The sequence below is a fragment of the Burkholderia stagnalis genome (assembly GCF_039848545.1).
Lineage (GTDB): Bacteria > Pseudomonadota > Gammaproteobacteria > Burkholderiales > Burkholderiaceae > Burkholderia > Burkholderia stagnalis.
In genome coordinates, this window is record NZ_CP156686.1 from 2,149,638 (window position 1) to 2,173,984 (window position 24,347).

22 protein-coding genes are annotated in these 24,347 nt (G+C 67.9%); 4 read left to right on the top strand and 18 right to left on the bottom strand.

Translation table 11 applies throughout. The features are described 5' to 3' along the window. Positions 1-188 precede the first annotated feature (188 nt). From ABFO07_RS26305 to ABFO07_RS26375, 15 genes are all read right to left on the bottom strand, one after another. On the bottom strand, positions 189-542 hold the full coding sequence (locus ABFO07_RS26305) for a copper-binding protein (protein WP_059807440.1): 354 nt from the start codon (positions 540-542) through the stop codon (positions 189-191). Next, a complete protein-coding gene (locus tag ABFO07_RS26310; protein ID WP_347468826.1) occupies positions 539-3,745 on the bottom strand; it encodes an efflux RND transporter permease subunit in 3,207 nt (1,068 codons plus the stop codon). Before ABFO07_RS26310 ends, ABFO07_RS26305 begins: the two co-directional genes overlap by 4 nt. Then, positions 3,742-5,265, bottom strand: coding sequence for an efflux RND transporter periplasmic adaptor subunit (locus ABFO07_RS26315; protein ID WP_347468828.1), 1,524 nt, complete (start codon positions 5,263-5,265; stop codon positions 3,742-3,744). Before ABFO07_RS26315 ends, ABFO07_RS26310 begins: the two co-directional genes overlap by 4 nt. A gap of 11 nt (positions 5,266-5,276) precedes the next feature. Continuing rightward, entirely contained in the window at positions 5,277-6,569 is a 1,293-nt protein-coding gene (locus tag ABFO07_RS26320; protein ID WP_347468830.1) for a TolC family protein, read from the bottom strand. 92 nt (positions 6,570-6,661) lie between these two features. Beyond that, entirely contained in the window at positions 6,662-7,036 is a 375-nt protein-coding gene (locus ABFO07_RS26325) for a hypothetical protein (RefSeq protein ID WP_347468832.1), read from the bottom strand. 57 nt (positions 7,037-7,093) lie between these two features. Beyond that, positions 7,094-7,861, bottom strand: coding sequence for an ABC transporter ATP-binding protein (locus ABFO07_RS26330; protein WP_347468834.1), 768 nt, complete (start codon positions 7,859-7,861; stop codon positions 7,094-7,096). Positions 7,862-7,900: 39 nt separating this feature from the next. Then, positions 7,901-8,614, bottom strand: a complete 714-nt coding sequence (locus ABFO07_RS26335; protein ID WP_059563303.1) for an ABC transporter permease — start codon at positions 8,612-8,614, stop codon at positions 7,901-7,903. Further along, a complete protein-coding gene (locus ABFO07_RS26340; RefSeq protein WP_059884443.1) occupies positions 8,611-9,300 on the bottom strand; it encodes an ABC transporter permease in 690 nt (229 codons plus the stop codon). The genes ABFO07_RS26335 and ABFO07_RS26340 overlap by 4 nt, the downstream gene beginning before the upstream one ends. A gap of 67 nt (positions 9,301-9,367) precedes the next feature. Then, positions 9,368-10,141 (bottom strand): ABC transporter substrate-binding protein, encoded by a 774-nt coding sequence (locus ABFO07_RS26345; protein ID WP_347468835.1) that lies wholly within the window; start codon positions 10,139-10,141, stop codon positions 9,368-9,370. A 296-nt stretch (positions 10,142-10,437) separates the two neighbouring features. Next, positions 10,438-11,172: a response regulator gene (locus tag ABFO07_RS26350; protein ID WP_060148251.1), complete on the bottom strand. Its 735-nt coding sequence runs from the start codon at positions 11,170-11,172 to the stop codon at positions 10,438-10,440. Continuing rightward, positions 11,169-12,833 (bottom strand): DUF4118 domain-containing protein, encoded by a 1,665-nt coding sequence (locus ABFO07_RS26355; protein WP_260427116.1) that lies wholly within the window; start codon positions 12,831-12,833, stop codon positions 11,169-11,171. Before ABFO07_RS26355 ends, ABFO07_RS26350 begins: the two co-directional genes overlap by 4 nt. A gap of 94 nt (positions 12,834-12,927) precedes the next feature. Then, positions 12,928-14,952 (bottom strand): potassium-transporting ATPase subunit KdpB, encoded by a 2,025-nt coding sequence (kdpB, locus tag ABFO07_RS26360; protein WP_059884529.1) that lies wholly within the window; start codon positions 14,950-14,952, stop codon positions 12,928-12,930. 82 nt (positions 14,953-15,034) lie between these two features. Continuing rightward, positions 15,035-15,733, bottom strand: coding sequence for a potassium-transporting ATPase subunit KdpC (gene kdpC, locus ABFO07_RS26365; RefSeq protein WP_347468837.1), 699 nt, complete (start codon positions 15,731-15,733; stop codon positions 15,035-15,037). Between the two features lie 10 nt (positions 15,734-15,743). Then, positions 15,744-17,447, bottom strand: coding sequence for a potassium-transporting ATPase subunit KdpA (gene kdpA, locus ABFO07_RS26370; protein WP_347468839.1), 1,704 nt, complete (start codon positions 17,445-17,447; stop codon positions 15,744-15,746). Positions 17,448-17,459: 12 nt separating this feature from the next. Next, positions 17,460-17,702 (bottom strand): hypothetical protein, encoded by a 243-nt coding sequence (locus ABFO07_RS26375; protein WP_347468841.1) that lies wholly within the window; start codon positions 17,700-17,702, stop codon positions 17,460-17,462. 275 nt (positions 17,703-17,977) lie between these two features. Here ABFO07_RS26375 and ABFO07_RS26380 point away from each other — a divergent pair, with 275 nt between their 5' ends. Continuing rightward, positions 17,978-19,102 carry a porin gene (locus tag ABFO07_RS26380; protein ID WP_347468842.1) on the top strand — a complete coding sequence of 375 codons (1,125 nt, stop codon included), beginning with the start codon at positions 17,978-17,980 and terminating at the stop codon, positions 19,100-19,102. A gap of 169 nt (positions 19,103-19,271) precedes the next feature. Next, on the top strand, positions 19,272-19,967 hold the full coding sequence (gene hutC, locus ABFO07_RS26385) for a histidine utilization repressor (protein WP_059807408.1): 696 nt from the start codon (positions 19,272-19,274) through the stop codon (positions 19,965-19,967). Here the strand turns inward: hutC and ABFO07_RS26390 are convergent. Beyond that, entirely contained in the window at positions 19,951-21,198 is a 1,248-nt protein-coding gene (locus ABFO07_RS26390; protein WP_347468843.1) for a glycosyltransferase, read from the bottom strand. The two genes, hutC and ABFO07_RS26390, sit on opposite strands and share 17 nt — an antisense overlap. 95 nt (positions 21,199-21,293) lie before the next feature. Here ABFO07_RS26390 and ABFO07_RS26395 point away from each other — a divergent pair, with 95 nt between their 5' ends. Together ABFO07_RS26395 and ABFO07_RS26400 are read left to right on the top strand one after the other, a co-directional pair. After that, positions 21,294-21,938 carry a TetR/AcrR family transcriptional regulator gene (locus ABFO07_RS26395; protein ID WP_347468845.1) on the top strand — a complete coding sequence of 215 codons (645 nt, stop codon included), beginning with the start codon at positions 21,294-21,296 and terminating at the stop codon, positions 21,936-21,938. A 185-nt stretch (positions 21,939-22,123) separates the two neighbouring features. After that, complete coding sequence (locus tag ABFO07_RS26400; protein ID WP_059563313.1) at positions 22,124-22,471, top strand: hypothetical protein; 348 nt, start codon at positions 22,124-22,126, stop codon at positions 22,469-22,471. 59 nt (positions 22,472-22,530) lie between these two features. Here ABFO07_RS26400 and ABFO07_RS26405 read toward each other — a convergent pair whose 3' ends face one another. Together ABFO07_RS26405 and ABFO07_RS26410 are read right to left on the bottom strand one after the other, a co-directional pair. Continuing rightward, the gene (locus ABFO07_RS26405; RefSeq protein WP_347468846.1) at positions 22,531-23,499 is read right to left on the bottom strand and encodes a WD40/YVTN/BNR-like repeat-containing protein; all 969 of its coding nucleotides are present in this window, start codon (positions 23,497-23,499) and stop codon (positions 22,531-22,533) included. Beyond that, positions 23,496-24,296, bottom strand: coding sequence for an alpha/beta fold hydrolase (locus ABFO07_RS26410; RefSeq protein WP_347468847.1), 801 nt, complete (start codon positions 24,294-24,296; stop codon positions 23,496-23,498). The genes ABFO07_RS26405 and ABFO07_RS26410 overlap by 4 nt, the downstream gene beginning before the upstream one ends. Between the last annotated feature and the right edge of the window lie 51 nt (positions 24,297-24,347).

Here is a 24,347-nt window from a genome sequence, read left to right on the forward strand (position 1 = left end):
GATGGCCCGGAATAGCAAAAGGCCGCGCGAGGCGGCCTTTCATTTCTTTGGCGTCTGGGCACTTGAGGTCTGTCGCATGAGCGAGAGCGCAACAAGTGTTTGATCCCAGCGCGAGCTCGGCGAGTATAGGGTGAGGGACGATTTGAAACAAGCATGCAGGCGCACCCCGCGCGCCTGCCATCACCACCTCACCCCGCGCGCTTCTCCAGCCTCACGATCGTCATCGTGCCGCCCACTTCCTCGACCCGCACCCTGACCTTGTCGCCTTCCTTCACCTGCCGGACCATCGCTGCGTCCTTCGCCTTGAACGCCATCGTCATCGCGGGCATGCCGACGTTGTCGAGCGCGCCGTGTTTCAGCGTGATCATGCCGGTCGCGGGATCGACCTTGCGCACTTCGGCGTCGGTCAGCGCATGCGCCGGCGCCGCTTTCATCGCGGACGGCTTCGACGACATGTCCATGCCGGCCATGTCATTGCCGGCGAATGCCGGCGCTGCCAGCACGCAAGCCAACGCGACGGATACCACGATCAGTTTCTTCATTGAGTTTCTCCAGTAGGTTGAACCGGCACCTGCGTGCCGGCGGGAACTGCATCGGTAAAACGGGCGGCGTCGGCATGCACCGCACGACGTCGCTGCAACAGGAACCACGCGGCGGGAATCACGAACATCGACAGCAGCGGCGCCGTCACCATCCCGCCGACCATCGGCGCCGCGATGCGCTGCATCACCTCCGAGCCGGCGCCGTGCCCGACCATGATCGGCATGAGGCCGGCCAGCACGACGGCAACCGTCATCGCCTTCGGCCGCACGCGCAGCACCGCGCCTTCGCGGATCGCGTCGAGCAGCAGCGCCTCGGTGAGCGGTTCGCCGCTCGCGAGCCGCCGATCGAGCGCGCCCTTCAGGTACAGCAGCATCACGACGCCGAATTCGGCCGCCACGCCGGCAAGCGCGATGAAGCCGACCGACGTCGCGACGGACACCGCATGGCCCAGCAGCCAGATCAGCCAGAAGCCGCCGACCAGCGCGAACGGCACCGTCGACATCAGCAGCAACGCGTCCGCGGCCGAGCCGAAGGTCAGGAACAGCAGCACGAAGATCACGGCGAGCGTCACGGGAATCACCGTTCGCAGCTTGGCCTCCGCCCGCTCCAGGTACTCGAACTGCCCCGACCACGCGATCGCATAACCGGGCGGCAGGCGGACCTCCCGCGCCACGGCCCGCTGCATCGCGTCGACCGCCGAGCGCAGGTCGGTGTTGCGGATATCGACGTACACGTAACCGGACAGCCGGGCGTTCTCGCTGCGGATCATCGGCGGGCCGTCGGCGATCGTCACGTTCGCGACGTCGCCGAGCCGGAGCTGCGCGCCGCGCTCGGTGACGATCGGCAGCGCACGCAGCTTCTCGAGCGAGTCGCGTATCTCGCGCGGATAGCGCAGGTTGATCGGAAAGCGTTCGCGGCCGGCAATCACCTCGCCGACGTTCTCGCCGCCGATCGCCGACGACACCACCGACTGGATGTCCGCAACGGCCAGCCCGTAGCGCGCCGCGGCGAGGCGGTCGATGTCGACGTCGATGTAGCGGCCGCCGTTCAGCCGCTCCGCGAGCGCCGACGTCACGCCCGGCACGCGCTTCACGGCCGCTTCGACCTGGGTCGCGATGCGGTCGATCTGCGTCAGGTCCGGCCCGGAAATCTTGACCCCGACCGGCGTCTTGATGCCCGTCGACAGCATGTCGAGCCGGTTGCGGATCGGCGGCACCCACACGTTCGAGAGCCCCGGCACCTTCACCGTGCGATTGAGTTCGTCGATCAGCTTCTCGGGCGTCATGCCCGGCCGCCATCGATCGCGCGGCTTGAAGCGAATGGTCGTCTCGAACATCTCGAGCGGCGCGGGATCGGTCGCCGTATCGGCCCGCCCCGACTTGCCGAACACGGTCGCGACTTCGGGCACCGTCTGGATGAGGCGATCGGTCTGCTGCAGCAGCTCGCTCGCCTTCGCCGCCGAGATGCCCGGCAGCGCGGTCGGCATGTACAGCAGGTCGCCTTCGTCGAGCGGCGGCATGAATTCACCGCCGAGACGCGCGATCGGCACCGCAGTCAGCACCAGTGCGACGACGGCGACGCCGATGGCGAACCACGGCCGGCGCAGCGTCGCGTCCAGCAACGGCCGGTACAGCCGGATCAGCACGCGGTTGATCGGATTGGCGTGCTCGTGTGGAATCCGGCCGCGGATCAGGTAGCCCATCAGCACCGGCACGAGCGTGACCGACAACCCGGCCGCCGCCGCGATCGTGTAGGTCTTCGTGAACGCGAGCGGCGAGAACAGCTTGCCTTCCTGCCCTTCCAGCGAGAACACCGGCACGAACGACAGCGTGATGATCAGCAGCGAGAAGAACAATGCCGGCCCCACCTCGGCGGCCGACGTCGCGATGAGTTCCCAGCGCTGCGCGGCGGTCATCCGTGTGTCGGGAAACCGATGCGCGAACGCTTCCAGGTGCTTGTGCGCGTTCTCGATCATCACGATCGCCGCATCAATCATCGCGCCGATCGCGATCGCGATGCCGCCGAGCGACATCAGGTTCGCATTCACGCCCTGATAGCGCATCACGATGAACGCGGCGAGCACGCCGAGCGGCAACGACAGGATCGCGACGAACGCGCTGCGCAGGTGAAACAGGAACACCGCGCAGACGAGCCCGACGATGACGAACTCCTCGACGAGCTTGTCCTTCAGGTTGCCCACCGCGCGCTCGATCAGCTGCGATCGATCGTAGGTCGTGACGACCTCGACACCGGGCGGCAGCGACCGTCCGAGATCGGCCAGCTTCGCCTTCACCGCGTCGATGGTGGTCAGCGCGTTCTTGCCCGAGCGCATCACGATCACGCCGCCCGCGACTTCTCCCTGGCCGTTCAGCTCCGCAATGCCGCGCCGCATCTCCGGCCCGATCTGCACGCGCGCGACATCGCCGAGCAGCACCGGCGTGCCGGCGTCGTTCGTGCGCAGCACGACGTGGCGGAAATCGTCGAGCGAGCGCAGATAGCCGGACGAACGCACCATGTACTCCGACTCGGCAAGCTCGACGACCGAGCCGCCGGATGCCTGGTTCGCCTTGCCGAGCGCATCGGCCACCGCGGCCTGCGTGATGCCGTATGCGCGCAGCCGGTCCGGGTCGAGCACGACCTGATACTGGCGCACCATGCCGCCGAGGCTCGCGACCTCGGCGACGTCGGGCACCGCCTTCAGCTCGAACTTCAGGAACCAGTCGTTCAGCGCGCGCAGCTGGCCGAGATCGTGTTGGCCCGTGCGGTCGACGAGCGCGTACTCGTAGACCCAGCCAACCCCGGTCGCATCGGGCCCGAGCGACACCGTCGCGCCCTGCGGCAGGCGGCTCTGCACCTGGTTCAGGTATTCGAGCACGCGCGAGCGCGCCCAGTACGGGTCGGTGCGGTCGTCGAACAGCACGTAGACGAACGCATCGCCGAACGACGAATACGCGCGCACGGTTTTTGCGCCGGGCACGCCGAGCAGGGTCGTCGTCAGCGGGTAGGTCACCTGATCCTCGATCACCTGCGGCGCCTTGCCCGGATACGACGCCTTGATGATCACCTGGGTATCCGACAGGTCCGGCAACGCATCGAGCGGCGTTTGCTTCAGCGAATGGATGCCCCATGCCGTCACCAGCAGCGTCGCGAGCAGCACGAGGAAGCGGTTGCGAATCGACCAGCGAATGACGCGCGCGATCATTGGGCGCCTCCGCTCGGTTCGACCTTCGTCAGCTGGTAGCCGTCGTCCGTTTGCTTGAATACGAAGTGAACCGTCTGTCCTGACTTCACGTCCGGGAAAGCGTTGGGTGCCGGCTTGTTGAACGTCATCGTCATCGCGCCCCAACCGAGTGCCGGGACCGGCTGATGCGAGAACGTGATGTCCGCGGTAGTCACTTTCTCGACCTTGCCGGTGGTTTCGTAGGTCTGCGAAGCGGATGCGGATGCCGTCTCGGTTGCGCTCGCCCCCATGCCGCCTGCCAGCCTCGGCAGCACCGACTTCAGGCTCGCTTCGGAATCGATCAGGAACTGGCCGGATGCAACAACCGTGTCACCGTCGTTCAGCCCGCTCAGCACTTCGGTTTCGTTGCCGACGTCGTTGCCGACCGTCACCGATGCCGGCTGAAGGCGACCGTCGCCGTTCTTCACGATGACGACCGAGCGCTTGCCGGTCGTGATGACCGCCTCGGACGGCACCAGCAGCCGCGACACGGCCTTCTGTCCGCCGACGCGCACGCGCATCAGCATGCCGGGCGTCAGCTTGAGCGCGGCGTTGTCGATCTCCAGGCGCGCCTGAAGCGTGCGGCTCGTGGTGCTGATACCCGGCAGGATCTCGCGGATTCGCCCGATGAAATGCTGCGTCGGGTCGCCCGAGAACGTCGCGTCGACCGTCATGCCGGGTTTCGCGTTCAGCGCGAGCGCTTCCGGAATCTCGACGATGAGCCAGAGCGTCGACAGGCCCGAGATTTTCGCGAGCGTCTGCCCGGGCGCGACCATCGCGCCATTCCGGACGTTCAGTTCGCTGACGACGCCCGCTTCCGGCGCCGTCAGCACGATGTGCGTTTGCGCGTTGCCGGTGCGGTCCAGCGCAGCGATCATGCCGTCGGGGATCGACAGTGCGCGCATCCGCGCGCGCGACGCGTCGAGCAGGCCACTGTCCATGCCGCCACGCTTGAGCGCGAGGTATTCCTCCTGCGGCGCGAGCCATTCCGGAACGAACAGCGACGCGATCGGCGCGCCCTTCGCGACGCGTTGCATCGGTGCGCTTGCATACAGCCGGTCGATATAGCCGGTCACGCGCGACTGTACGACGTCGGCACGCGACTCGTCGAACTGCGTGGTGCCGACGGCATCGAATCCGCTCGCCGTGTCCTGCCGGCGCACGGTCGCATAGCGAATGCCGAGGTTCTGCTGAAGACCCGGGTCGATCTTGATGCCGGAGGCGCCGCCGCCGTCATCCGCATAGACGGGCTCCAGTTGCATGTTCATGAAAGGCGACTTGCCCGGCTTGTCGAAATGCTGGTTCGGCACCATCGGGTCGTGCCAGTACAGCACCTTGCGCCCCGTCTTCGGATCGACGTTGTCGCCGGGCATGGCGGTGGCGTTCGGTGTCGTCGTCGCATCGGAAGACGCGTGGCGAACGCCCACGGCATAGCCCGCGCCGAGCAGCGCCGCGCCGGCGAACACCGTCATGACGACGCGCGCCAGGGGTTGCTTGATCATCGTGTTCTCCTTCACTGGACGGCGGCCATCGTCGACGGCACGACCTGGTATTCGAGCTGGGCCCATGTCTGCGACACGTCGCGCCGGAGGTCGAGCACCTGCTGCTGCGCCTCCAGTTGCGCGCGCCGCGCGGCGAAGGTATCCGCGAGCGAGCCGGTGCCGGCCCGGTAGGCGGCGTTCGCGAGCTGCACGCGCTGGTCGGCGGCCGGCAGCAGCGTCGTGCTCAGCTGCGCGATGCGCTCGCGGCCGCTCGCGAGCGTCGCGGCCTGCGTGCGGATGTCGGCCTGAACCTGCCGCAGCGTGTCCTCGTACAGCAGGCGCGCGCGGGTCGCGAGTTCGGTTTTCTCGGCGACGTCGCGGTTCTGGCGGTTCTTGCGATCGAGCGGCAACGGGATCGTGACGCCCACCGACACCATGTTCGAATACGCGCCGCCCCGCTGCTGGTACGCGATCTCCCACGTCCAGTTCGGGCGGCGCTCGCTGTCGGCCACCGCCGCATCGGCTTCCGCCACCGCGATATCGTCCGCGGCGGCCGCGAGCGTCGGCTGCGCCGCCCGCAGTTCATCCGGCGGCAGCGACGGCACATAGGATTCGGGCGCGGGCGGTTCGCCGGCCACGTCGGCGACGGGCACGGCCGTCCATCGCGACAGGCCGATCAGCGCGGTCCGGTAGGTCTGCTGCGCTTTCAGCAGCTGGTCCTGCGCCTGCGCGAGCATGGCCCGCGCCTGCACCACGTCGGCGGCGCTGGCCCGCGCGCCGCGATACGACGCCTGCGTGGCGGCGAGCTCGTGCGTCATGTGATCGAGCAGCGCCTGCTGCAATGCGAGCGCCTTCTTCGCATAGACGGCGTTCAGCCACGCCGATGCGGTTTGCTGGCGCACGGTCGCGAGCTGCATCAGATAGCCGGCACGCTCGCGGCCGACCCGTTCGCTGGCGAGCGCTGAACGCAATCGCCGCTTGTCGCCCGACACCCATTCCTGCTCGATGCCGATACGGCGCATCGTCATGAAATCCTGGCCGACGGTGAAGCGCTGCGGGCCGTTGACCGGCAGGTTGTCGATGCCCGCCTTGAGCATCGGGTCGGGCAAGCGGCCGGCCTTGACGGCCGCTTCGGAGCTGGCGCGCACGGAAGCCTGGGCGGCCTCCATCGACGTGGAACGGTCGGTCGCGGACTGCAATGCCGCGTCGAGCGTGAAAGGCGCGGGCTCGGCATGTGCGACGCCCGCGACAAGGAGCGCCGCGCACAGCGTGCGCGCGCGCCAACGGGCACGCCGGCGCAGCGGCGTGCCAGACATGATTGGCATGATCTAACCCCAACGGCGAAATCCCAAAGGGATTCCACGTCCTGGCATAGGACGAACCTCACCGCGAGCGCGGTAAACCTGTCAGATTGGGATCAGCTGAGACGCGGAGGTCGCCACAACCCGTTCGGGTCGCGGTTCGGCAGAGACTGGGTGTAGTGGAACACGACCGGGCCGGCGAACGTGGCCGGGCGGCTGATGTCGGCCCGCGGGGCCGGATGGTAGAGGCTGCCGAACTGGCATTGGGCCGTCGCCTTGCAGAGCGTGCCCTTGGCTTTCGCCTTGTCAGGCGACGTCGATGTCGACTTCATCGACTCGCAGCCGGGCATGTCGACGGACATCGCCGCGTCGCCCGCCCCGGACATCGAATGCTGCATCGGACATTCTCCGGTCAAGCCGCTCGCAGCCAGCCCGCTGATGGGCAGCACCGCGCAAAGCAGCAGGAGGATGAAGGTCCGGAGGAGTTTCATGGCGCGGATTATAGCGCGGCGGGGAACAACGACGCATCCGCCGCGCGACCGCCTGCGCTACTTCAACCGCCCCGACAAAAACTGCCCCAACCGCTCGCTCTTCGGGTTGACGAGAATCTCCTGCGGCTGCCCCTGCTCCTCGATCCGCCCCTGATGCAGGAAGATCACGTGATTCGACACGTTGCGCGCAAACCCCATCTCGTGCGTGACGACGACCATCGTGCGGCCTTCCTCGGCGAGCTTCTGCATCACCTTCAGCACCTCGCCGACGAGCTCGGGGTCGAGCGCCGACGTCGGCTCGTCGAACAGCATCACTTCCGGCTCCATCGCCAGCGCCCGCGCGATCGCGACGCGCTGCTGCTGCCCGCCCGACAGGTGCGACGGATACATCCCCTCGACCCGCGCCGGCAGCCCGACCTTCTCCAGATACTTGCGCGCACGCGACACGGCCTCGTCCTTGCCGAGCCCGAGCACCGCCATCGGCGCCTCGATCACGTTCTCCAGCACCGTCATGTGCGCCCACAGGTTGAAGTGCTGGAACACCATCGCGAGCTTCGTGCGCATGCGCTGCAGCTGCTTCTGGTCGGCCACGCGCAGCGCGCCGTGCTTGTCGCGCGTGGTCTGGATCGCCTCGCTGCCGATCGTGATCTGCCCCGAGCACGGCTGCTCGAGAAAATTGATGCAGCGCAGGAACGTGCTCTTGCCCGAGCCGCTCGACCCGATGATGCTGATCACGTCGCCGGCCTTCGCCTGCATCGAGACGCCCTTCAGCACTTCGTTGTCACCGAACTTCTTGTGCAGGTCCTCGACGATGAGCTTGTACATGCTTGTGTTTCCTTACGAATGCGCGAATGCGTGAATGCGTTAATGACCGCGGGGCGACAGGAATGCGAGCCAGCGCGCCTCGAGCTTGCGGAACGCCCAGATGAGCGCGAAGACGACCACCGCGTACATCACCGCCGCGATCCCGTATGCCTGGAACGACATGTACGTGGCCGAGTTCACGTCGCGCGTGACCTTCAGGATGTCGGGCACGGTCGCGGTGAACGCGAGCGTGGTCGCGTGCAGCATCAGGATCACTTCGTTGCTGTAGCTCGGCAGCGAGCGGCGCAGCGCGGACGGCAGGATGATCCGCGTGTACAGCTTGAAACGCGACATCCCGTAGGCGAGCCCGGCCTCGACCTCGCCCGCCGCGGTCGACTTGATCGCGCCCGCGAAAATCTCCGTCGCATACGCGCACTCGTTCAGCGTGAACGCGAGCAGCGTGCAGTTCATCGCATCGCGGAAGAAGCTGTCGAGCAGCACGTGATCGTGCACGACCTGCAGGCTGTAGATGCCCGTGTAGCACATCAGCAGCTGCACATAGAGCGGCGTGCCGCGAAACACGTACGTGTATAACCACACGGCCCCCGACACCCAGCGATTGCTCGACGCGCGCGCGATCGCGAGCGGCACCGCGAGCACGAAGCCGAGCGCGATCGACACGACCAGCAGCCACAGCGTGATCGCAAGCCCGCTGAAGCGGTAGCCGTCGGTGTAGAGGTAGCTTTGCCAGTACTGGCTGAGGATCTCGATCACAGTGCAAGCCTCCGGACGCCGACCGAATAACGCTTCTCGAGGTGGTGCAGCACGACGTTCGACACCGTCGTGATCGCGAGGTAGATCGCACCCGCCGCCAGCGTGAAGAAAAAGAAATTCAGCGTGCTCTTGCCCGCATCCTGCGACGCCTTCACGACGTCCGCCAGGCCGATGATCGACACCAGCGCGGTGGCCTTCACGAGCACCTGCCAGTTGTTGCCGATGCCCGGCAGCGCGAAGCGCATCATCTGCGGGAACAGGATGCGGTGGAACACGCGCCAGCCGCTCATCCCGTATGCGAAGCCCGCTTCGAGCTGGCCGCGCGGCACCGACAGGAACGCGCCGCGGAACGTCTCGGTGAAATACGCGCCGTAGATGAAGCCGAGCGTCACGACGCCGGCCGCGAACGGGTCGATGTCGATCTGGTCCCAGCCGAGCACGTCGGTCACGTCGTTCAGCAGGATCTGCATCCCGTAGAACAGCAGCAGCATCAGCACGAGGTCGGGCACCGCGCGAATCAGCGTCGTATAGAACGTGCCGACCGATGCGAGCACACGGTTCGCCGACAGCTTCGCGGCCGCGCCGGCGAGCCCCAGCACGAGCGACGCGGCCAGCGACAGCACCGCGAGCTTCACGGTCTCGACCGTACCGGCCCACAGCAGCGGGCCAAATCCATGGAAAAACATGTGAGCGTCTCCACTCCAGAAAGGCGTGCGGCGCGCCGCGGCCGGAGCCGGGCGCGCCGCCATGCGATTAGCCGCCGTAGACGTCGAACGTGAAGTACTTCTTCTCGATCTTCTTGTAGGTGCCGTCCTTCAGCATGTCGGCGATCGCCTGGTTGATCTTCGCCTTCAGGTCGGCGTCTTCCTTGCGCAGGCCGATGCCGGCGCCGTTGCCGAGCGTCTTCGGATCGTCGATGTCGCCGCCGGCGAACTGGAAGCCCGCGCCGCGCAGCGTCTTCAGGAAGCCGACGTCGGCCTGCACCGCGTCCTGCAGCGCGGCATCGAGGCGGCCCGACACGAGATCCGCATACACGCCGTCCTGGTTCTGGTAAGGCACGACCTGCACGCCTTTCGGCGCCCAGTAGGCCTTCGCGTAAGTCTCCTGGATCGTGCCCTGCTCGACGCCCACCGACTTGCCCTTCAGCGCGTCGGCCGTCGGCAGCACCGTCGCGCCCTTCTTCGCGACGAGGCGCGTCGGTGTTTTGAACAGCTTGTCGGAGAACGCGATCTGTTCCGCGCGCTGCGCCGTCATCGACATCGACGACAGCACGCCGTCGAACTTCTTCGCCTTCAGCGCCGGGATCATCCCGTCGAAGTCGTTCTCGATCCATACGCACTTCGCCTTCAGGCGCGCGCAGATTTCATTGCCGAGGTCGACGTCGAAGCCGGCCACCTTGCCGTCGACGCCCTTCGATTCGAACGGCGGATAGCTGGCGTCGACGCCGAAGCGGATCGTCGACCAATCCTTGGCGTGGGCACCGACCGCGATGCAGGCAAGGGCAATACTGAGCGCGAGTTTCTTCATGGCGTTCCTGTGATGTCGGGAAGACGACGGGCACCCGCCCGCCCAACCTGCGCGCCATCCGATCGGTCGCTCAAGTTGTACATACAACTTTGCCGTTTTTTCGCTTCCGTCAGCAATCCGTGTTTATCTCTAATTGTCGGGAGATTGTTTTTCACGGACGAAAATTCCTTGAATTTCAATTACATATGGATGACATCGAGCTAAACGCGCACGAGCCGGCGCGAGGCCGCCGCGCCGATGGTGACAGATCGCTTGTCTAGACCGGGGACGACGCCAGCACGCCCTCACATCAGCCCTCAGCCCTCCCCCTCCCCGCGCTTCGCGCCGACGGCCTCGAGCCCGACCAGCCGGTAGCCGAACTGCAGCTCGGTCAGCAGGTGCCGCGGCGCGGCCGGCACCTGTTCGAGCTTCTGCCGCAGGTTCGTCATGTAGACCCGCACGTAGTGCGCGCGGTCCGCATCGTGGATGCCCCACACCTCGGCCAGCAGTTGCCGCGCGGCGATCACGCCGCCGCGCCCGCGAATCAGCGCGGCGAGCAGGCGGAACTCGAGCCGGGTCAGGTGCACGGGCTGACCGCCGCGCACCACCTCGTGCTTGCCGAGATCGACCACCACGTCGCCGAAGCGCACGATCGACGACGACTGCCCGTCCTCGGCCGACACGAACGCCGCGCGGCGCAGCTGCGCACGCGCACGCGCGAGCAGCTCGGGCACGCCGAACGGCTTCGCCAGGTAGTCGTCCGCGCCCGCGTCGAGCGCCGCGACCTTCTCCACTTCCTGCTGCCGCGCGGACAGCACGATGACGGGCACCGTCGACCATTCGCGCAGCTCGCGGATGAACGCCTTGCCGTCGTCGTCGGGCAGCCCGAGGTCGACGATCACGAGATCGGGCTTGCTGCTCGACGCATACATGCGCGCCTCGCGGGCCGTCGACGCCTCGCACGTATCCATTCCTTCCTGCTCCAGCGCCATCCGCACGAACCGCCGGATGTCGGCTTCATCTTCTACGACCAGCACGCGTGAACGGATCATGAATGACTCTCGTGTTCGATATCGGGCGGCGCGCCCAACGGCAGACGGATCTCGAATCGCGCGCCGTGCGGTTCGAGCGGCATCGCGCGGATCGAGCCGCCGTGCGCATTGACGATGCTGCGGCACAGCGCGAGCCCGAGCCCGACGCCGGCGATCGACGACACCTGCCGCTCGCGCTCGAACGGCGCGAACAGCGGCTCGGGGTCGCGCACGACGAAGCCCGGCCCGTCGTCCTCGACGAACACGTAGATCGTCTCGCCGAACACGCGCGCGCGCACCGACACGGATGCGTCGGCGCCCGCGTATTTCGCGGCGTTGTCGAGCAGGTTCATCAGCACGCGCTCGATCAGCAGCGCGTCGACGTCGATCAGCGGCAGGTCGGCGGGCAGGTCCGCCTTCACGTCGCGGCCGGCCAGCGCGTGCGCGGAATGCGCGAGCGCGCTGCCGACGATCTCGTCGAGCATGTGCCACTCGCGGTTCAGCCGCACGCCTTCGCTCTGCATGCGCGCGAGATCGAGCAGGTTCACGACGAGCAGGTGCAGCGCCTCGGCCTGGTCGCGAATCGAGCGGGCCAGCCCGGCCGGCTGCCCGGGCGCGAGCCGCTCCGGCCGCTCGAGCGTTTCCGCGAGGCCGCGGATCGCGGTCAACGGCGTCTTCAGGTCGTGCGACACCGCGGACAGCAGCGCATTGCGCAACCGCTCGCCTTCCATGCGCACCAGCGTGCGCTGCGCGACCTCGACGTAATGCACGCGCTCCAGCGCCATCGCGATCGACGAGCACAGCGCGGCCAGCAGGCGCCGGTCGTCCGGATCGGTCGGCAGCGGCTGCGCGCCCGCGTGCAGCGCGAGCACGCCGCGCACCCGCATCGGCGCCTTCAGCGGCATGTACTGCGCCACCGCATCGCCGTGCGCCTGCGTGCAGCGGCCGGCCGGCTGCGCATGCTCGTAGGCCCAGCGGGCCACCGCCGGATCGACGAAGCCGGCGTCGTGCGCGGCCGGCATCCGGTCGTCCGCATCGGGCAGCACGAGCGCGACGTGCACGCCGAGCAGCGGCCCGATCGTGCCGGTGCAGATCGACGCGATCTGCTCGGTCTCGATCGCCGCCGACAGGTCGCGCGCGACCCGCGCGAGCGCCGCCGAGCGCTTCTCGTTCGCGCGCGCGGCGCATGCCTCCGCGCGCAGCCGCGCCGCGAGCTGGCCTACCGCCAGCGCCACCGCGAGCATCAGCGCGAACGTGAACACGTACTGCGTATCGGACACCGCGAACGACCAGCGCGGCTCGACGAAGAAGAAGTCGAAGCAGCCGACGCACACGAATGCCGCCCACGCGCCGGCCGCGCGGCCGAAGCGCAGCGCGACGAGCACGACCGTCAGCAGGAACAGCATCACCACGTTCGACAGGTCGAACACGCGCAGCAGCGCGTTCGCCGCGAGCGTCGCGAGCCCGCAGACCAGCGTCGCCCACGCGAGCGGCGCGACATACGGCGACGCCCGCCGGCGCACGTGCGCGGGCGGGCCGCTGCCGGGCTCGGCCCCGGCGATCCGCGCGACGACGCCCGCGCAGGCGCTCAAAAACTGCGCTAACGGACGCCTGGGACTGCGGCCCTTGCGGGCCGTATCGGGTTCGGCGACCTCGTTCAGGTCGTCCCCATGTCGATGCATCGCGTTCTCGTTCAATCGCCCTCCCGGCAAGTCGGATGCGGTGCGGCCACGCGCGCGCCGATTCGGGCGCGACGCGTGGCCGGATGCGCATCGGTCAGACGAACGGTGTCAGCAGCATGTCGATCAGCTTGATGCCGATGAACGGCGCGACGACGCCGCCCACGCCGTAGATCAACAGGTTGCGCCACAGCAGCTTCTCGGCGGGCTCGGCGCGGTACTTGACGCCCTTCAGCGCGAGCGGGATCAGCGCGACGATGATCAGCGCGTTGAAGATCACCGCCGACAGGATCGCCGACGTCGGGCTGTGCAGCCCCATCACGTTCAGCGCGCCGAGCGCCGGATAGGTCGCGACGAACGCCGCCGGAATGATCGCGAAGTACTTCGCGAGATCGTTCGCAACGCTGAACGTCGTGAGCGCGCCGCGCGTCATGATCATCTGCTTGCCGACCTCGACCACCTGCATCAGCTTGGTCGGGCTGCTGTCGAGGTCGACCATGTTGGCCGCCTCCTTCGCCGCCTGCGTGCCGCTGTGCATCGCCACCGCCACGTCGGCCTGCGCGAGCGCCGGCGCGTCGTTGGTGCCGTCGCCCGTCATCGCGACGAGGTGGCCCTTCGCCTGGTGCTCGCGGATCAGGCGCAGCTTGTCTTCCGGCGTCGCTTCCGCAAGGAAGTCGTCGACGCCCGCCTCCGCCGCGATCGCGGCCGCGGTCAGCCGGTTGTCGCCGGTGATCATCACGGTCTTCACGCCGACCTTGCGCAGCTCGGCGAAGCGCGCCTTGATCCCGTGCTTGACGATGTCCTTCAGCTCGATCGTGCCGAGCACCTTGCCGCCGTCGGCCACCACGAGCGGCGTGCCGCCGCGGCGCGCGATGTCGTTGACGGCCGCGTCGACGTCGCCCGGGAACACGCCGCCGAGCCTATCGACGTGCGCGCGGATCGCGGACGCCGCGCCCTTGCGCACCTGGCGCGCGCCGATGTCGATCCCGCTCATCCGGGTGCGCGCGCTGAACGGCACGGTGACGTGCCCGTCGAGGTCCGGCAGCGGCGACACCGCGCGCTGCTTCGCGAGCGCGACGATCGAGCGGCCTTCCGGCGTCTCGTCCGCGAGCGACGACAGCAGCGCGGCCTGCGCGAGCGTGCGCTCGTCGACGCCCGGCGCGGGCCGGAACTGCACGGCCTCGCGGTTGCCGAGCGTGATCGTGCCGGTCTTGTCGAGCAGCAGCACGTCGACGTCGCCCGCCGCCTCGATCGCGCGGCCCGAGGTTGCCAGCACGTTCGCACGCATCATGCGGCTCATGCCCGCGATGCCGATCGCCGACAGCAGCGCGCCGATCGTCGTCGGAATCAGGCACACCAGCAGCGCGATCAGCACGGTGAGGCTCACGGCCGAGCCCGCGCCGTTGAGCAGCACGCTGAAGGTCGAGAACGGCAGCAGCGTCACGCACACCAGCAGGAAAATGATCGTCAGCGCGACCAGCAGGATCGACAGCGCGATTTCGTTCGGCGTCTTGCCGCGCTTCGCGCCCTCGACCATCGCGATCATCCGGTCGAGGAACGCCTCGCCGGGGTTCGCGGTGATGCGCACGACGATCCAGTCGGACAGCACGCGCGTGCCGCCCGTGACCGACGAGAAATCGCCGCCCGACTCGCGGATCACCGGTGCGGATTCGCCGGTGATCGCCGATTCGTCGACCGACGCGACGCCGTCGATCACCTCGCCGTCGGCCGGAATCGTGTCGCCGGCCTCGACGAGCACGACGCTGCCGGCGGCCAGCTCGTCGCTCGGCACGCGATGGGTCGTGCTGCCGTAGCGCTTCGGCTCGTCGAGCACTTTCGCAACCACGCGCTTGCGCGACGAGCGCAGCGCCTCGGCCTGCGCCTTGCCGCGCCCTTCGGCCAGCGCCTCGGCCGCGTTCGCAAACAGCACCGTGAACCACAGCCAGCACGCCACCGCGAAGATGAAGCCGGCCGGCGCGTCGCCGTTGCCCGCGAGCGCCTGCAGCCACAGCACCGTCGTGACGATGCTGCCGAGGTAGACCACGAACATCACCGGGTTCTTCCACTGCACCTGCGGCGCGAGCTTGCGGAACGCGTCGCGCAGCACCGCGGTCCAGCGCATCGGCGGCACGTCGCCGATCGGCGCAGCCGCGGGGTTGATCGAAGTTTCGATAGGGGACATGAAACGACTCCTTTGCGTTCTCTCAGCGCGCGCCGGCCGCTTGGCCCAGCGAGCGGTCGAGCGCCATGTTCAGTTCGAGCACGCGGATGCGGGGCTCGCCGAGCACCGCGAGCTGGCGCGGCGTGGCGACCTGCCCGACCAGCGCCGTCACCTGTTCGACGCTCACGCCGCGCGCCTGCGCGACGCGCGCCGCCTGCAGCCGCGCGTTCGCGAGCGAGATGTCCGGATCGAGCCCGGACGCCGATGCGGTCACCGCGTCGACCGGCACCGGCGCGCCGTCCGCGAGCCCGTTCTGCTGGCGGTACGCTTGCGTGCGTGCCGTGACGTCCGCCAGCAGCTTCTTGCTGGTGGCGCCCTGGTTGCTCGCGCCGCTGCCGGCCGCGTTGTACGGCTGGTCGACGGTCTTGGCCGGATCGGCGGGATCGGTGCCGACCGTCGCGCTCGGCCTCGGATGGAAATACTCGGGCCGCGTGAAGTTCTGCCCGATCACCGCGGAGCCGACCGTCACGCCGTCGCGCACGACCAGGCTGCCGCGCGCCTGCGACGGGAACAGCAGGTTCGCGGCGCCGGTGGTGAGCAGCGGGTACGCGAGGCCGGTGACGAGCATGAACAGCACCGACGAGGCGATCACGGGCCTGACGAGGCCGCGCGTCGCGTCGGCGAGCGACGATCCGGGTGCCGGTGCGGCGGCGGGCGCCGCGCGGCGATTGCTTTGAGCCATGTGGGTTTCCTCAGAACAGTTGGCCGCTCGTCATCATCAGATGCTCGACGATCGGGCCGAGCGCGAGCGCGGGCAGGAACGTGAGGCCGCCGACGACGAGGATCACGAAGATCAGCAGGCCGGCGAACAGGCCCGTCGACGTCGACAGCGTGCCGGCGCTCTCGGGAATGCTTTTCTTGGCGGCGAGGCAGCCGGCGACGGCCAGCATCGGCAGCAGCGTCAGGTAGCGGCCGACCAGCATCGCCAGGCCGATCGTCGTGTTGAAGAACGGCGTGTTCGCGTTCAGGCCCGCGAACGCGGAGCCGTTGTTGGCGGTGCCCGACGTGTACGCGTACAGCACCTCGCTGAAGCCGTGCGGCCCGAGGTTCGCGAGGCTGTCCGGCGTCGCGTGCATCAGCGCGGCCAGCGCGGTGAAGCCGAGAATGCTGAACGGGTGCGCGAGCACCGCGAGCATCACCAGCTTCATTTCGCGGGCCTCGATCTTCTTGCCGAGGAATTCCGGCGTGCGGCCGATCATCATGCCGACCAGGAACACCGTCAGGATCGCGAACGTGAACAGGTTGATCAGCCCGACGCCGTCGCCGCCGAACACGTTGTTCAGCATCATCTGCGCGAGCGGCACGAGCCCGCCGAGCGGCGTCAGCGAATCGTGCATCGCGTTGACCGAGCCCGTGGTGGCGGCCGTCGTGACGGTCGCGAACAGGCTCGTCTGCGCGATGCCGAAGCGCATCTCCTTGCCTTCCAGGTTGCCGCCCGGCTGCTCCGCGCTCCATTGCTGGTCGACGCCGAGCCCCGTGAGCAGCGGATTGCCGTGCTGCTCGGCCTGATAGATCACCGCGAGGAAGCCGACGAACATCACGACGAACGCGGCGAGGATCACCCAGCCCTGGCGGCGCCGGCCGATCATCGTGCCGAGCGCATAGGTCAGCGCCGACGGGATCAGCAGCATGCTCAGCATGTGCAGCGTGTTGGTGAGCGGCGTCGGGTTCTCGAACGGATGCGCCGCGTTCATGCTGAAGAACCCGCCGCCGTTGGTGCCGATGTGCTTGATCGATTCGAGGCTCGCCACCGGCCCCGTGACGATCTGCTGGCGCGCGCCTTCGAGCGTGGTCGCCCACGCGTCCGACGCGAGCGTCTGCGGCATGCCCTGCCACACGTAGACGAGCGCCATCGCGAAGCAGAGCGGCAGCAGCACGCGGTAGGTCACGCGCGTGAAGTCCACCCAGTAGTTGCCGATGTCGGCCGCGCTCTTGCGGCTCAGGCCGCGGATGAAGCCGCCGGCCGCCGCGACGCCGGTTGCCGCACTCACCGTCATCAGGAACGTGATGACCGCCATCTGCGAGAAGTTCGACAGGCTGCTTTCGCCGGCATACGCCTGCCAGTTGGTGTTCGTGATGAACGACGCCGCCGTGTTGAACGCGAGATCGGGGCTTTGCGCGGCGCGATGCAGCGCGTCGAACGGCAGCGCGTCCTGGACGCGCAGCAGCAGGTAGCCGAGCGCCATCATGCCCGCGTTGCTGAGCAGCAGCACCATCCCGTAGCGCTTCCACGACATCGTCTCGCCGGGATCGATGCCGAGCAGGCCGTACGTGCGGCGCTCCAGCCACGCATGGCGCGGGCTCGTGAACGCGTGCGCGAGCCATTTGCCGACCACCGGCACCAGCGCCAGCATGATCGCCAGGACGATCGCGAATTGAATGAAATTATTGAACATGTCGACGCTCGCTCAAATCCTGTCCAGACCGTTGATGAAACCGGCCGTCAACGCGAAGAACGCCAGCGTGACCAGTATGAAAACCAGATCGCTCATAGATTCACCGATATTTTCCTGTTCCTGTCGAATCGCGCGAATCAATACCGCTCGGGCCTGATCAACGCATGGAAGAGATAGATGAAGAGCACGGCCGATAGGGCTCCGGAAATCCACAACATCGCTTTCCCCTGTTTTTGTTTGATGTACGCGGGTCATCCGCGGCACCGTCACACCCCACGCTCCACGGGAGAATGGGAAGCGCCAGTGTAGGAATCCGCGTATCAAAGCGGTGTTCAATTTCAGGGCGTGGAGTAAAAAACCCGTAAAAAACGCATTCGGCGCAATTCCGGCCTTTATGTGATTTTTTCAAATGCGCCGACAGTCTATACACCGTCTCTTCACCGCAATTCCTAGAATCGCCGCCAGGTTCAGGACGGGATCTCCGTCATTCGTCGTTCCCCGTCGCAACGGGTCTTTCCAGGAAGTCGAAAATGAAAAAAGAAGTCGTCGGCGCGCTGTCCCTCGCCATGATCAGCGTGGCCGCCCACGCGCAAAGCAGCGTCACGCTCTACGGCATGCTGGACGCCGGCATCGCCTATACGAACAACCAGTCGGGCAAGAGCGCCTGGCAGCAGGGCAGCGGGCTGCTGTCGAACACCGTGTTCGGCCTGAACGGCGCGGAGGATCTGGGCGGCGGCCTGCATGCGCTGTTCCGGCTCGAGAGCGGGTTCAACCTGAACAACGGCACGCAGTCGTACCGCAACACGATGTTCGGCCGCCGCGCATACGTCGGGCTGCAGAGCGACCGCTACGGCACGCTGACGCTCGGCCGGCAATACGACTCCGTCGTCGACATGCTCGGCCCGCTCGCGATGTCGAACAACGGCGACGGCAACAATCTCGCCGCGCACCCGTTCGACAACGACAACGTCGACGATTCGTTCTACATCGACAACGCGGTGAAGTACACGAGCCCGACGATCGCCGGCGTGCAGTTCAGCGGCCTGTACGGCTTCAGCAACCAGCCCGGCTTCTCGAGCAACCGCGCGTACAGCGCGGGCGTATCGTATGCGAACGGCCCCGTCAGCCTCGGCGCGGCCTACCTGCAGCTCAATCGCGGCGGCACGACGCTCGCCGGCGCGCTGTCCGGCAACGACACGCCGAACTTCCCCGCCGCGCGCCAGCGCGTGGTGGGCGCCGGCGGCAGCTACGCGTTCGACCGGCTGACGGTGGGCGCGCTGTGGACCCATTCGATGTTCGACGAAACGGCCGCGTCGTCGCTGCCGGGCGCGCTGAATTCGCTGCGCTTCGACAACTACGAGGTCAACGCCCGTTACGCGCTGAACCCGGCGGTATCGTTCGCCGGCGCGTATACGTTCACCAACGGCCGCTACGACGACGCCACCGGCACCCACCGCCCGAAGTGGCACCAGGTCACGCTGATGGCCGGCTACGCGCTGAGCAAGCGCACCGACGTGTATGTGGAAGGCGTGTACCAGCACCAGTTCGGCGTGCCGTCGGGCGCGACGCTCGGCTTCGCGAACATCAACGGCGTGGCGGCGTCGTCGACGAACTCGCAGGTGGTCGGCACCGTCGGCATGCGGCACCGGTTCTGACCGGCGGGCGGGCGCCTCTGTGCAATCCCGCATGGACGCGCGCCGCCCGACAAGGGATCATCCAGGAATTCGCGCCGGTGCCGCCGGGAAACCGGTACACTCGGCGCCGGGCGCGCGCCGGGCCGGCATTCGGTGGCGGGCGGCGGCCGTCTCTGGAATTGCGATCCCCATGACCACACCGATCTATCAGGAAATCAAGGATTTCATCCTCGCGCGCATTCATGCCGGCGAATGGGCGGAAGGCGACCAGGTGCCGTCGGAGAACGAGCTCGCGCGCGAATTCAACGTCGCGCGGATGACCGTCAACCGCGCGCTGCGCGAGCTGACCGCCGAGCAGGTGCTGACGCGCACGCGCGGCTCGGGCACGTTCGTCGCGTCGCCGAAGTACGAATCGACGCTCGTCGCGATCCGCAGCATTTCCGACGAAGTCGCCGCGCGCGGCCACGGCTATCGCGCGCAGGTGCTGCTGGTCGGCGCGAGCGTCGCCGATGCGAAGCTCGCCGACGAGATGCAGCTCGACGCGGGCAGCCCGATCTTCCATTCGCGCGTGCTGCACTTCGAGAACGACACCCCCGTGCAGCTCGAGGAACGCTGGGTCAATCCGGCCTGCGCGCCCGAATACGCGCTGCAGGACTTCACCGCGACGACGCCGAACCAGTACCTGATGCGCGTCGCGCCGCTGCAGCGCGTCGAATACCGGATCGAGGCCGCGATGCCCGACGCCGAAACGCGCAGCCTGCTGACGATGGACGAACGCGAGCCGTGCCTGATGCTGCACCGGCGCACCTGGTCGCAAGGCGCGGTCGCATCGACCGTCAACCTGTGGCACCCGGGCAGCCGGTATCGCTTTACCGGGCATTTCTGACGCGGGCGCCCCAGCGCTCGATCGCGGCCACCGCGCGCCGCAATCCCTCCTCCTGCGCCATGCGCGCGCCCAGTTCCGCGGCGCGCGCCCGCGTGTCGGCGCGTTCCGCGAACGCGATGCCGCGCGCGAGTTCGACGGCCTGCATCCGCCGGCCCGCGACCGGCGCGCCGGCCACGCCGAGCCGCCGCAGCCGGTGCGCCCAGAAGAACTGGTCGCCCGCGAACGGCACGACGACCGACGGCACGCCCGCGCGCGCCGCCGAGTGCGTGGTGCCCGATCCGCCGTGATGAATCGCCATCGACGTGCGCGGCAACAGCCAGCGATGCGGCGTGTCGCCGACGACGAACACATTGCCCGGCAGCGTGCGCGCGTCGATCCCGCTCCACCCCGGATAGAACAGCGCACGGCGGCCGTCGAGCGCCTTCGCCAGCGCATCGGCCAATGCCGGCCGGTCAAACCCCGCCATGCTGCCGAAGCCGACATAGACCGGCGGCTCGCCGGCATCGAGAAACGCGGCGAGCTCGGGCGGCGGCGTCCACGCCGGATCGTTGACGCTCCATTGGCCGCACGCGCACGCGTGGTCCGGCCAGTCGGCGGGGCCGGACAATAGCGCCGGCGACACGCCGTACAGCATCGGATGCTCGGTCCACACGCGCTTGCGCGGCGGCAGCCCGCAGACGCTTGCACGCGCCGCATTGGTCGCGCGGCGGAACGCGTGCCACAGCAGCGCATTCACGAACCGGTGGCTCGCGCGGTTCAGCCAGCGCGGCAGCTTGCCGGGCGGCAGGAACGGCGATGCGAATTCCGCCGTCGGCGTGATCGGGATGAGGCCCGCGCCGATCGCCGGAATGCCGCGATACTCGGCCACCGACAGGCCGACGAACGCCGCGAGCCCCGATGCGACGATCGCGTCGCAGCCGGCCGACGCGTCGGCGACTTCGCGCATCCACGCGGCGGTGTTCGCATTCGCGATTGCGGCGAGCGCCTTCGACGTGTCGTTGAAGCCGCCCCGTCCGTTCACCGCATCCGACAACGCCTCGCCCGGCGCGAGCGCGCGGCGGATGTCGCCCGACAGCGCGGCCGACGGCACGCCGAGCGCGGCGGCCGAGCCGAGCGTCGCGGCATCGGCCAGCAGCCGCACGTCGTGGCCGGCGTCGATCAACGCGCGGCCGAGCGCCGCAAGCGGGCGCGCATCGCCTTCGGTGCCGTAGGTGACGATGACGAGCTTCATGCTGGACTCCGTGAACGCAGTACGATGGAATGGCATCACAAAAATGCACGTCGTATACTAATGCAACTCGTACACTTTCTGTAAAGACCTTCGCCATGGAACCCACCTCCGACGATCCGGGCCGCCGCGCGCGCAAGCGTGCCCAGATGCTGTCCCATCTCGCCGAAACCGCCGCGCGCCTGTTCGACGCGCACGGCTACGACACGGTCACGATGGAACAGATCGCGGCGGAAGCGGACGTCGCGAAGCGCACGCTGTACAACCATTTCCCGACCAAGGAAGCCGTGCTCGCGCACTGGCTCGAAGGCGAGCTGGCACGCGATCTCGCGCATCTGCAACGCGACGTCGCGCGTCGCAAGACGTTCGCGTCGCGCATCGCGTGCGTGCTCGACGCATCGGCCGCGTGGTGCGAGCAGCATCCGGTCTACCTGCTCGCGTATCTGAAGCACCGCTTCCTGACCATCGACGCGGCGGAACCGGAAGGCGGCAACGCGCACGGCAGCGACATCGCGCTCGTGTGGCAGCAGCTCATCGCCACGGGGCAACAGTCGGGAGAACTGAACCCGTCGTTGCCCGCCGATCAGCTCGCGACGTGGTTCCATCACCTGTATCTCGCGGCGATGCTGCGCTGGCTGAACGCGCCGGGGCTGTCGCTGAAGCGGGAGTTTCAGGCGGTCGCGAAGTTTTTCGTCGAAGGGGCGGAGATGAAGGCGCCGTCGAAAGGCGCGCGGCGCGCATAAGTGGCGTGATATCGCAGCCGATGTACGGCAATCGTAAGCCGGCGTCGCCATTGCGATACACCGCTCATGCCAAATCCGCCGCGCGGCAGTATGCTGGTGGCGTACGGCTGCGCACTGTGCACCGGGCAAACCCTCGGATGCGCACGCCGTCGCGATCGCAACCCCGTTTGCAAGGAGGATTCGTGATGGCCACCACGCATCATTTCCACTTCGAACTACGGCACGCCGGCGCGCCCACCTATTTCATCAGCTACCTGTTTCCCGCCGCGCTGTTCGTCTACGAATTGCTGCGCGTCGGCCAGTGGATCCGCGATCACGGGATGCACTTCGCCGGCTTCAAGGGGATGGGTTACGAGTATCTGCTGATGCTGCTGTTCGTCGGCGCGCAGATCGTCGTCGAAGCGGTCTTCCTGCTCGGCGCGGCGATGCGCAAGGATCGCGACTTCGAGCACCGGCTGCCGAACGTGATGCTCGGCATCGGCTGTTCGATCGCGCTGCTGGCGGTCGATCTCGCGATTCAGCTCGCGTTCTGACCGCCGCCGGATCGGGCGCGCAGGCGCCCGGGCGGTGCGGGAATACGCCGGCGTGCGCGTCAGCGAGCGCTGGGCGCGTTCGCCACCGGCTTGCCGCGCGCGCGCATCTGCCCTTCCAGCCAGTATGGTGGAACGCGTGACATCAGCTTGCTTTGCCAAGTGAGCGGCGTCCACGTCTTGCCGCCATCCTCCGAATACACGAGCTCGGGGTAGTCCTCGTTCGTCATGTCCGCATGATTGGCGGCGAGCCACACATGCCGCGGGTCGGCCACGTACGCACTGACCGTCTGCGAAATGCGGTCGGGCAGCTTGGTCGTGGCCCATGTGATGCCGTCGTCGGACCGAATCAGCGTTCCCTCGGTCGCGCCCGTGATCCACCAGTGTCCGTCCGGTGTCCATCCCAGTTCGACGAGAAAATCCGGATTACCGAGATCGGTCGACGTGACCGCGCAGGTATCGGGCGCAATGCGGACGGCGAGGTACCGGGTATCGCCAGCGTCCGAGCCGCTCAGCGTCACCAGGCCCACCAGCGGCCCGTCCGCATCCACGAAGCGGATCGCGCCGTGCAGGAACGCGCCGGCACGCTCGTCCGCCGAATCGAGGCCCAGCTTCCTGACGTCGACTTCGCATACGTGCGCGCCGCGCCGGATCTTCACCGCATGACGGGCGTCGTCGGCCGACACGGTGTAGCGGGAACCGAGGACGATCGCGTGCCGGTCCGGGTCGGTTTTTACCATGCGGCCGCTGACGCTATCGATGACCTTGTTGCCGACGTAGAAGCGCCCTTGCGTGTCGGCGTTGACCGGCGGCCAATAGAAGCCTGCCGTATCGGTTACGGCAACGCGCCGGCCGTCGGCCAGTTCGAACCGCAGGTATTTGGAATACTTCTGGAAAACCGTGAGGCGGCCGATCTCCAGCTTGTGCAACGGATTGCCCGCATCGTCGGCGCATGCCGCGCGTCCGCATGCGAGCAACGCTGCGGCAACGATCGTCCGGGTCCATTGGGCATAGCGCATCGAATCGCTCACACCCCGTGCCGCGCCAGAAAATCCTTCACCGCATCGAGCACGACGCCTGTCTGCTCGCGATGCGGCACGTGCCCGCACGCCTTCAGCATCACGACCGACGACGGCCCCGCGACGCGCGACGCGATGCGGTCCGGATGCGCGGACGAGCCGTACTCGTCCTGCGCGCCATGAATCGCGAGCGTCGGGCAGCGCACCTGCGGCAGCACGTCGTCGAGGCTCCAGTCGCGAAACGCCGGCGACAGCCACGTATCGACCCACGCGCGCAGCACCCATTCCGCCTTGTCGCCGTGATAGCGCGCGAGCCGCTCGAGCTGGCCCGGCTCCGCGAACTGGCGCCCGGCCTCGCGAATGCCGTCCAGCGTGCGCGCCTCGACGAAGGCCTGCGCGGCCACCGTGACAAGCGCGCGGCACCGGGCGGGATACGCGGCGGCCGCCCCCACCGCCATCCCGCCGCCGACGCTGTGGCCGAACGCGACGAACGACGCGATGCCGAGCTGCTCGCACAGCGCGTGAAACGCATGGTCGGCCTCGTCGCGCACGAACGTCGGCGACAGTTGCCCCGGATGCGGATCGGACTCGCCGAAGCCGAGCCGGTCGTAGGCGATCACGTCGCGGCGCGTCGCCTGCGCGAGCTGTTCCGGAAAGTCGCGCCACAGCGCGACGCTGCCGAGCGAATCGTGCAGCAGCACGATCGGGCACGCGGCGGCGGCGGGCGCAGGTACGCCGCGCCAGCGTTTCGCAAAGAGACGCCCGTGCGGCGTCGCGATCCAGGTCTCCTCGGTCACGATATCGGTCATGTCGGTGTGTCGGATGTTTGAACGCGGCCGGACGCATGCGGTCCGGCAAGT

What these genes read in the sequence shown, in the direction of transcription:
- kdpC (WP_347468837.1), bottom strand. Translation starts at nt 15,733, where the DNA reads ATGGCTCAAAGCAATCGCCGCGCGGCGCCCGCCGCCGCACCGGCACCC.
- ABFO07_RS26350 (WP_060148251.1), bottom strand. Translation starts at nt 11,172, where the DNA reads ATGATCCGTTCACGCGTGCTGGTCGTAGAAGATGAAGCCGACATCCGG.
- ABFO07_RS26400 (WP_059563313.1), top strand. Translation starts at nt 22,124, where the DNA reads ATGGCCACCACGCATCATTTCCACTTCGAACTACGGCACGCCGGCGCG.
- ABFO07_RS26380 (WP_347468842.1), top strand. Translation starts at nt 17,978, where the DNA reads ATGAAAAAAGAAGTCGTCGGCGCGCTGTCCCTCGCCATGATCAGCGTG.
- ABFO07_RS26315 (WP_347468828.1), bottom strand. Translation starts at nt 5,265, where the DNA reads ATGATCAAGCAACCCCTGGCGCGCGTCGTCATGACGGTGTTCGCCGGC.
- ABFO07_RS26375 (WP_347468841.1), bottom strand. Translation starts at nt 17,702, where the DNA reads ATGACCCGCGTACATCAAACAAAAACAGGGGAAAGCGATGTTGTGGAT.
- ABFO07_RS26305 (WP_059807440.1), bottom strand. Translation starts at nt 542, where the DNA reads ATGAAGAAACTGATCGTGGTATCCGTCGCGTTGGCTTGCGTGCTGGCA.
- ABFO07_RS26410 (WP_347468847.1), bottom strand. Translation starts at nt 24,296, where the DNA reads ATGACCGATATCGTGACCGAGGAGACCTGGATCGCGACGCCGCACGGG.
- kdpB (WP_059884529.1), bottom strand. Translation starts at nt 14,952, where the DNA reads ATGCGCTGGACCGCGGTGCTGCGCGACGCGTTCCGCAAGCTCGCGCCG.
- ABFO07_RS26340 (WP_059884443.1), bottom strand. Translation starts at nt 9,300, where the DNA reads ATGTTTTTCCATGGATTTGGCCCGCTGCTGTGGGCCGGTACGGTCGAG.
- hutC (WP_059807408.1), top strand. Translation starts at nt 19,272, where the DNA reads ATGACCACACCGATCTATCAGGAAATCAAGGATTTCATCCTCGCGCGC.
- ABFO07_RS26325 (WP_347468832.1), bottom strand. Translation starts at nt 7,036, where the DNA reads ATGAAACTCCTCCGGACCTTCATCCTCCTGCTGCTTTGCGCGGTGCTG.
- kdpA (WP_347468839.1), bottom strand. Translation starts at nt 17,447, where the DNA reads ATGTTCAATAATTTCATTCAATTCGCGATCGTCCTGGCGATCATGCTG.
- ABFO07_RS26320 (WP_347468830.1), bottom strand. Translation starts at nt 6,569, where the DNA reads ATGCCAATCATGTCTGGCACGCCGCTGCGCCGGCGTGCCCGTTGGCGC.
- ABFO07_RS26345 (WP_347468835.1), bottom strand. Translation starts at nt 10,141, where the DNA reads ATGAAGAAACTCGCGCTCAGTATTGCCCTTGCCTGCATCGCGGTCGGT.
- ABFO07_RS26355 (WP_260427116.1), bottom strand. Translation starts at nt 12,833, where the DNA reads ATGCATCGACATGGGGACGACCTGAACGAGGTCGCCGAACCCGATACG.
- ABFO07_RS26310 (WP_347468826.1), bottom strand. Translation starts at nt 3,745, where the DNA reads ATGATCGCGCGCGTCATTCGCTGGTCGATTCGCAACCGCTTCCTCGTG.
- ABFO07_RS26390 (WP_347468843.1), bottom strand. Translation starts at nt 21,198, where the DNA reads ATGAAGCTCGTCATCGTCACCTACGGCACCGAAGGCGATGCGCGCCCG.
- ABFO07_RS26395 (WP_347468845.1), top strand. Translation starts at nt 21,294, where the DNA reads ATGGAACCCACCTCCGACGATCCGGGCCGCCGCGCGCGCAAGCGTGCC.
- ABFO07_RS26330 (WP_347468834.1), bottom strand. Translation starts at nt 7,861, where the DNA reads ATGTACAAGCTCATCGTCGAGGACCTGCACAAGAAGTTCGGTGACAAC.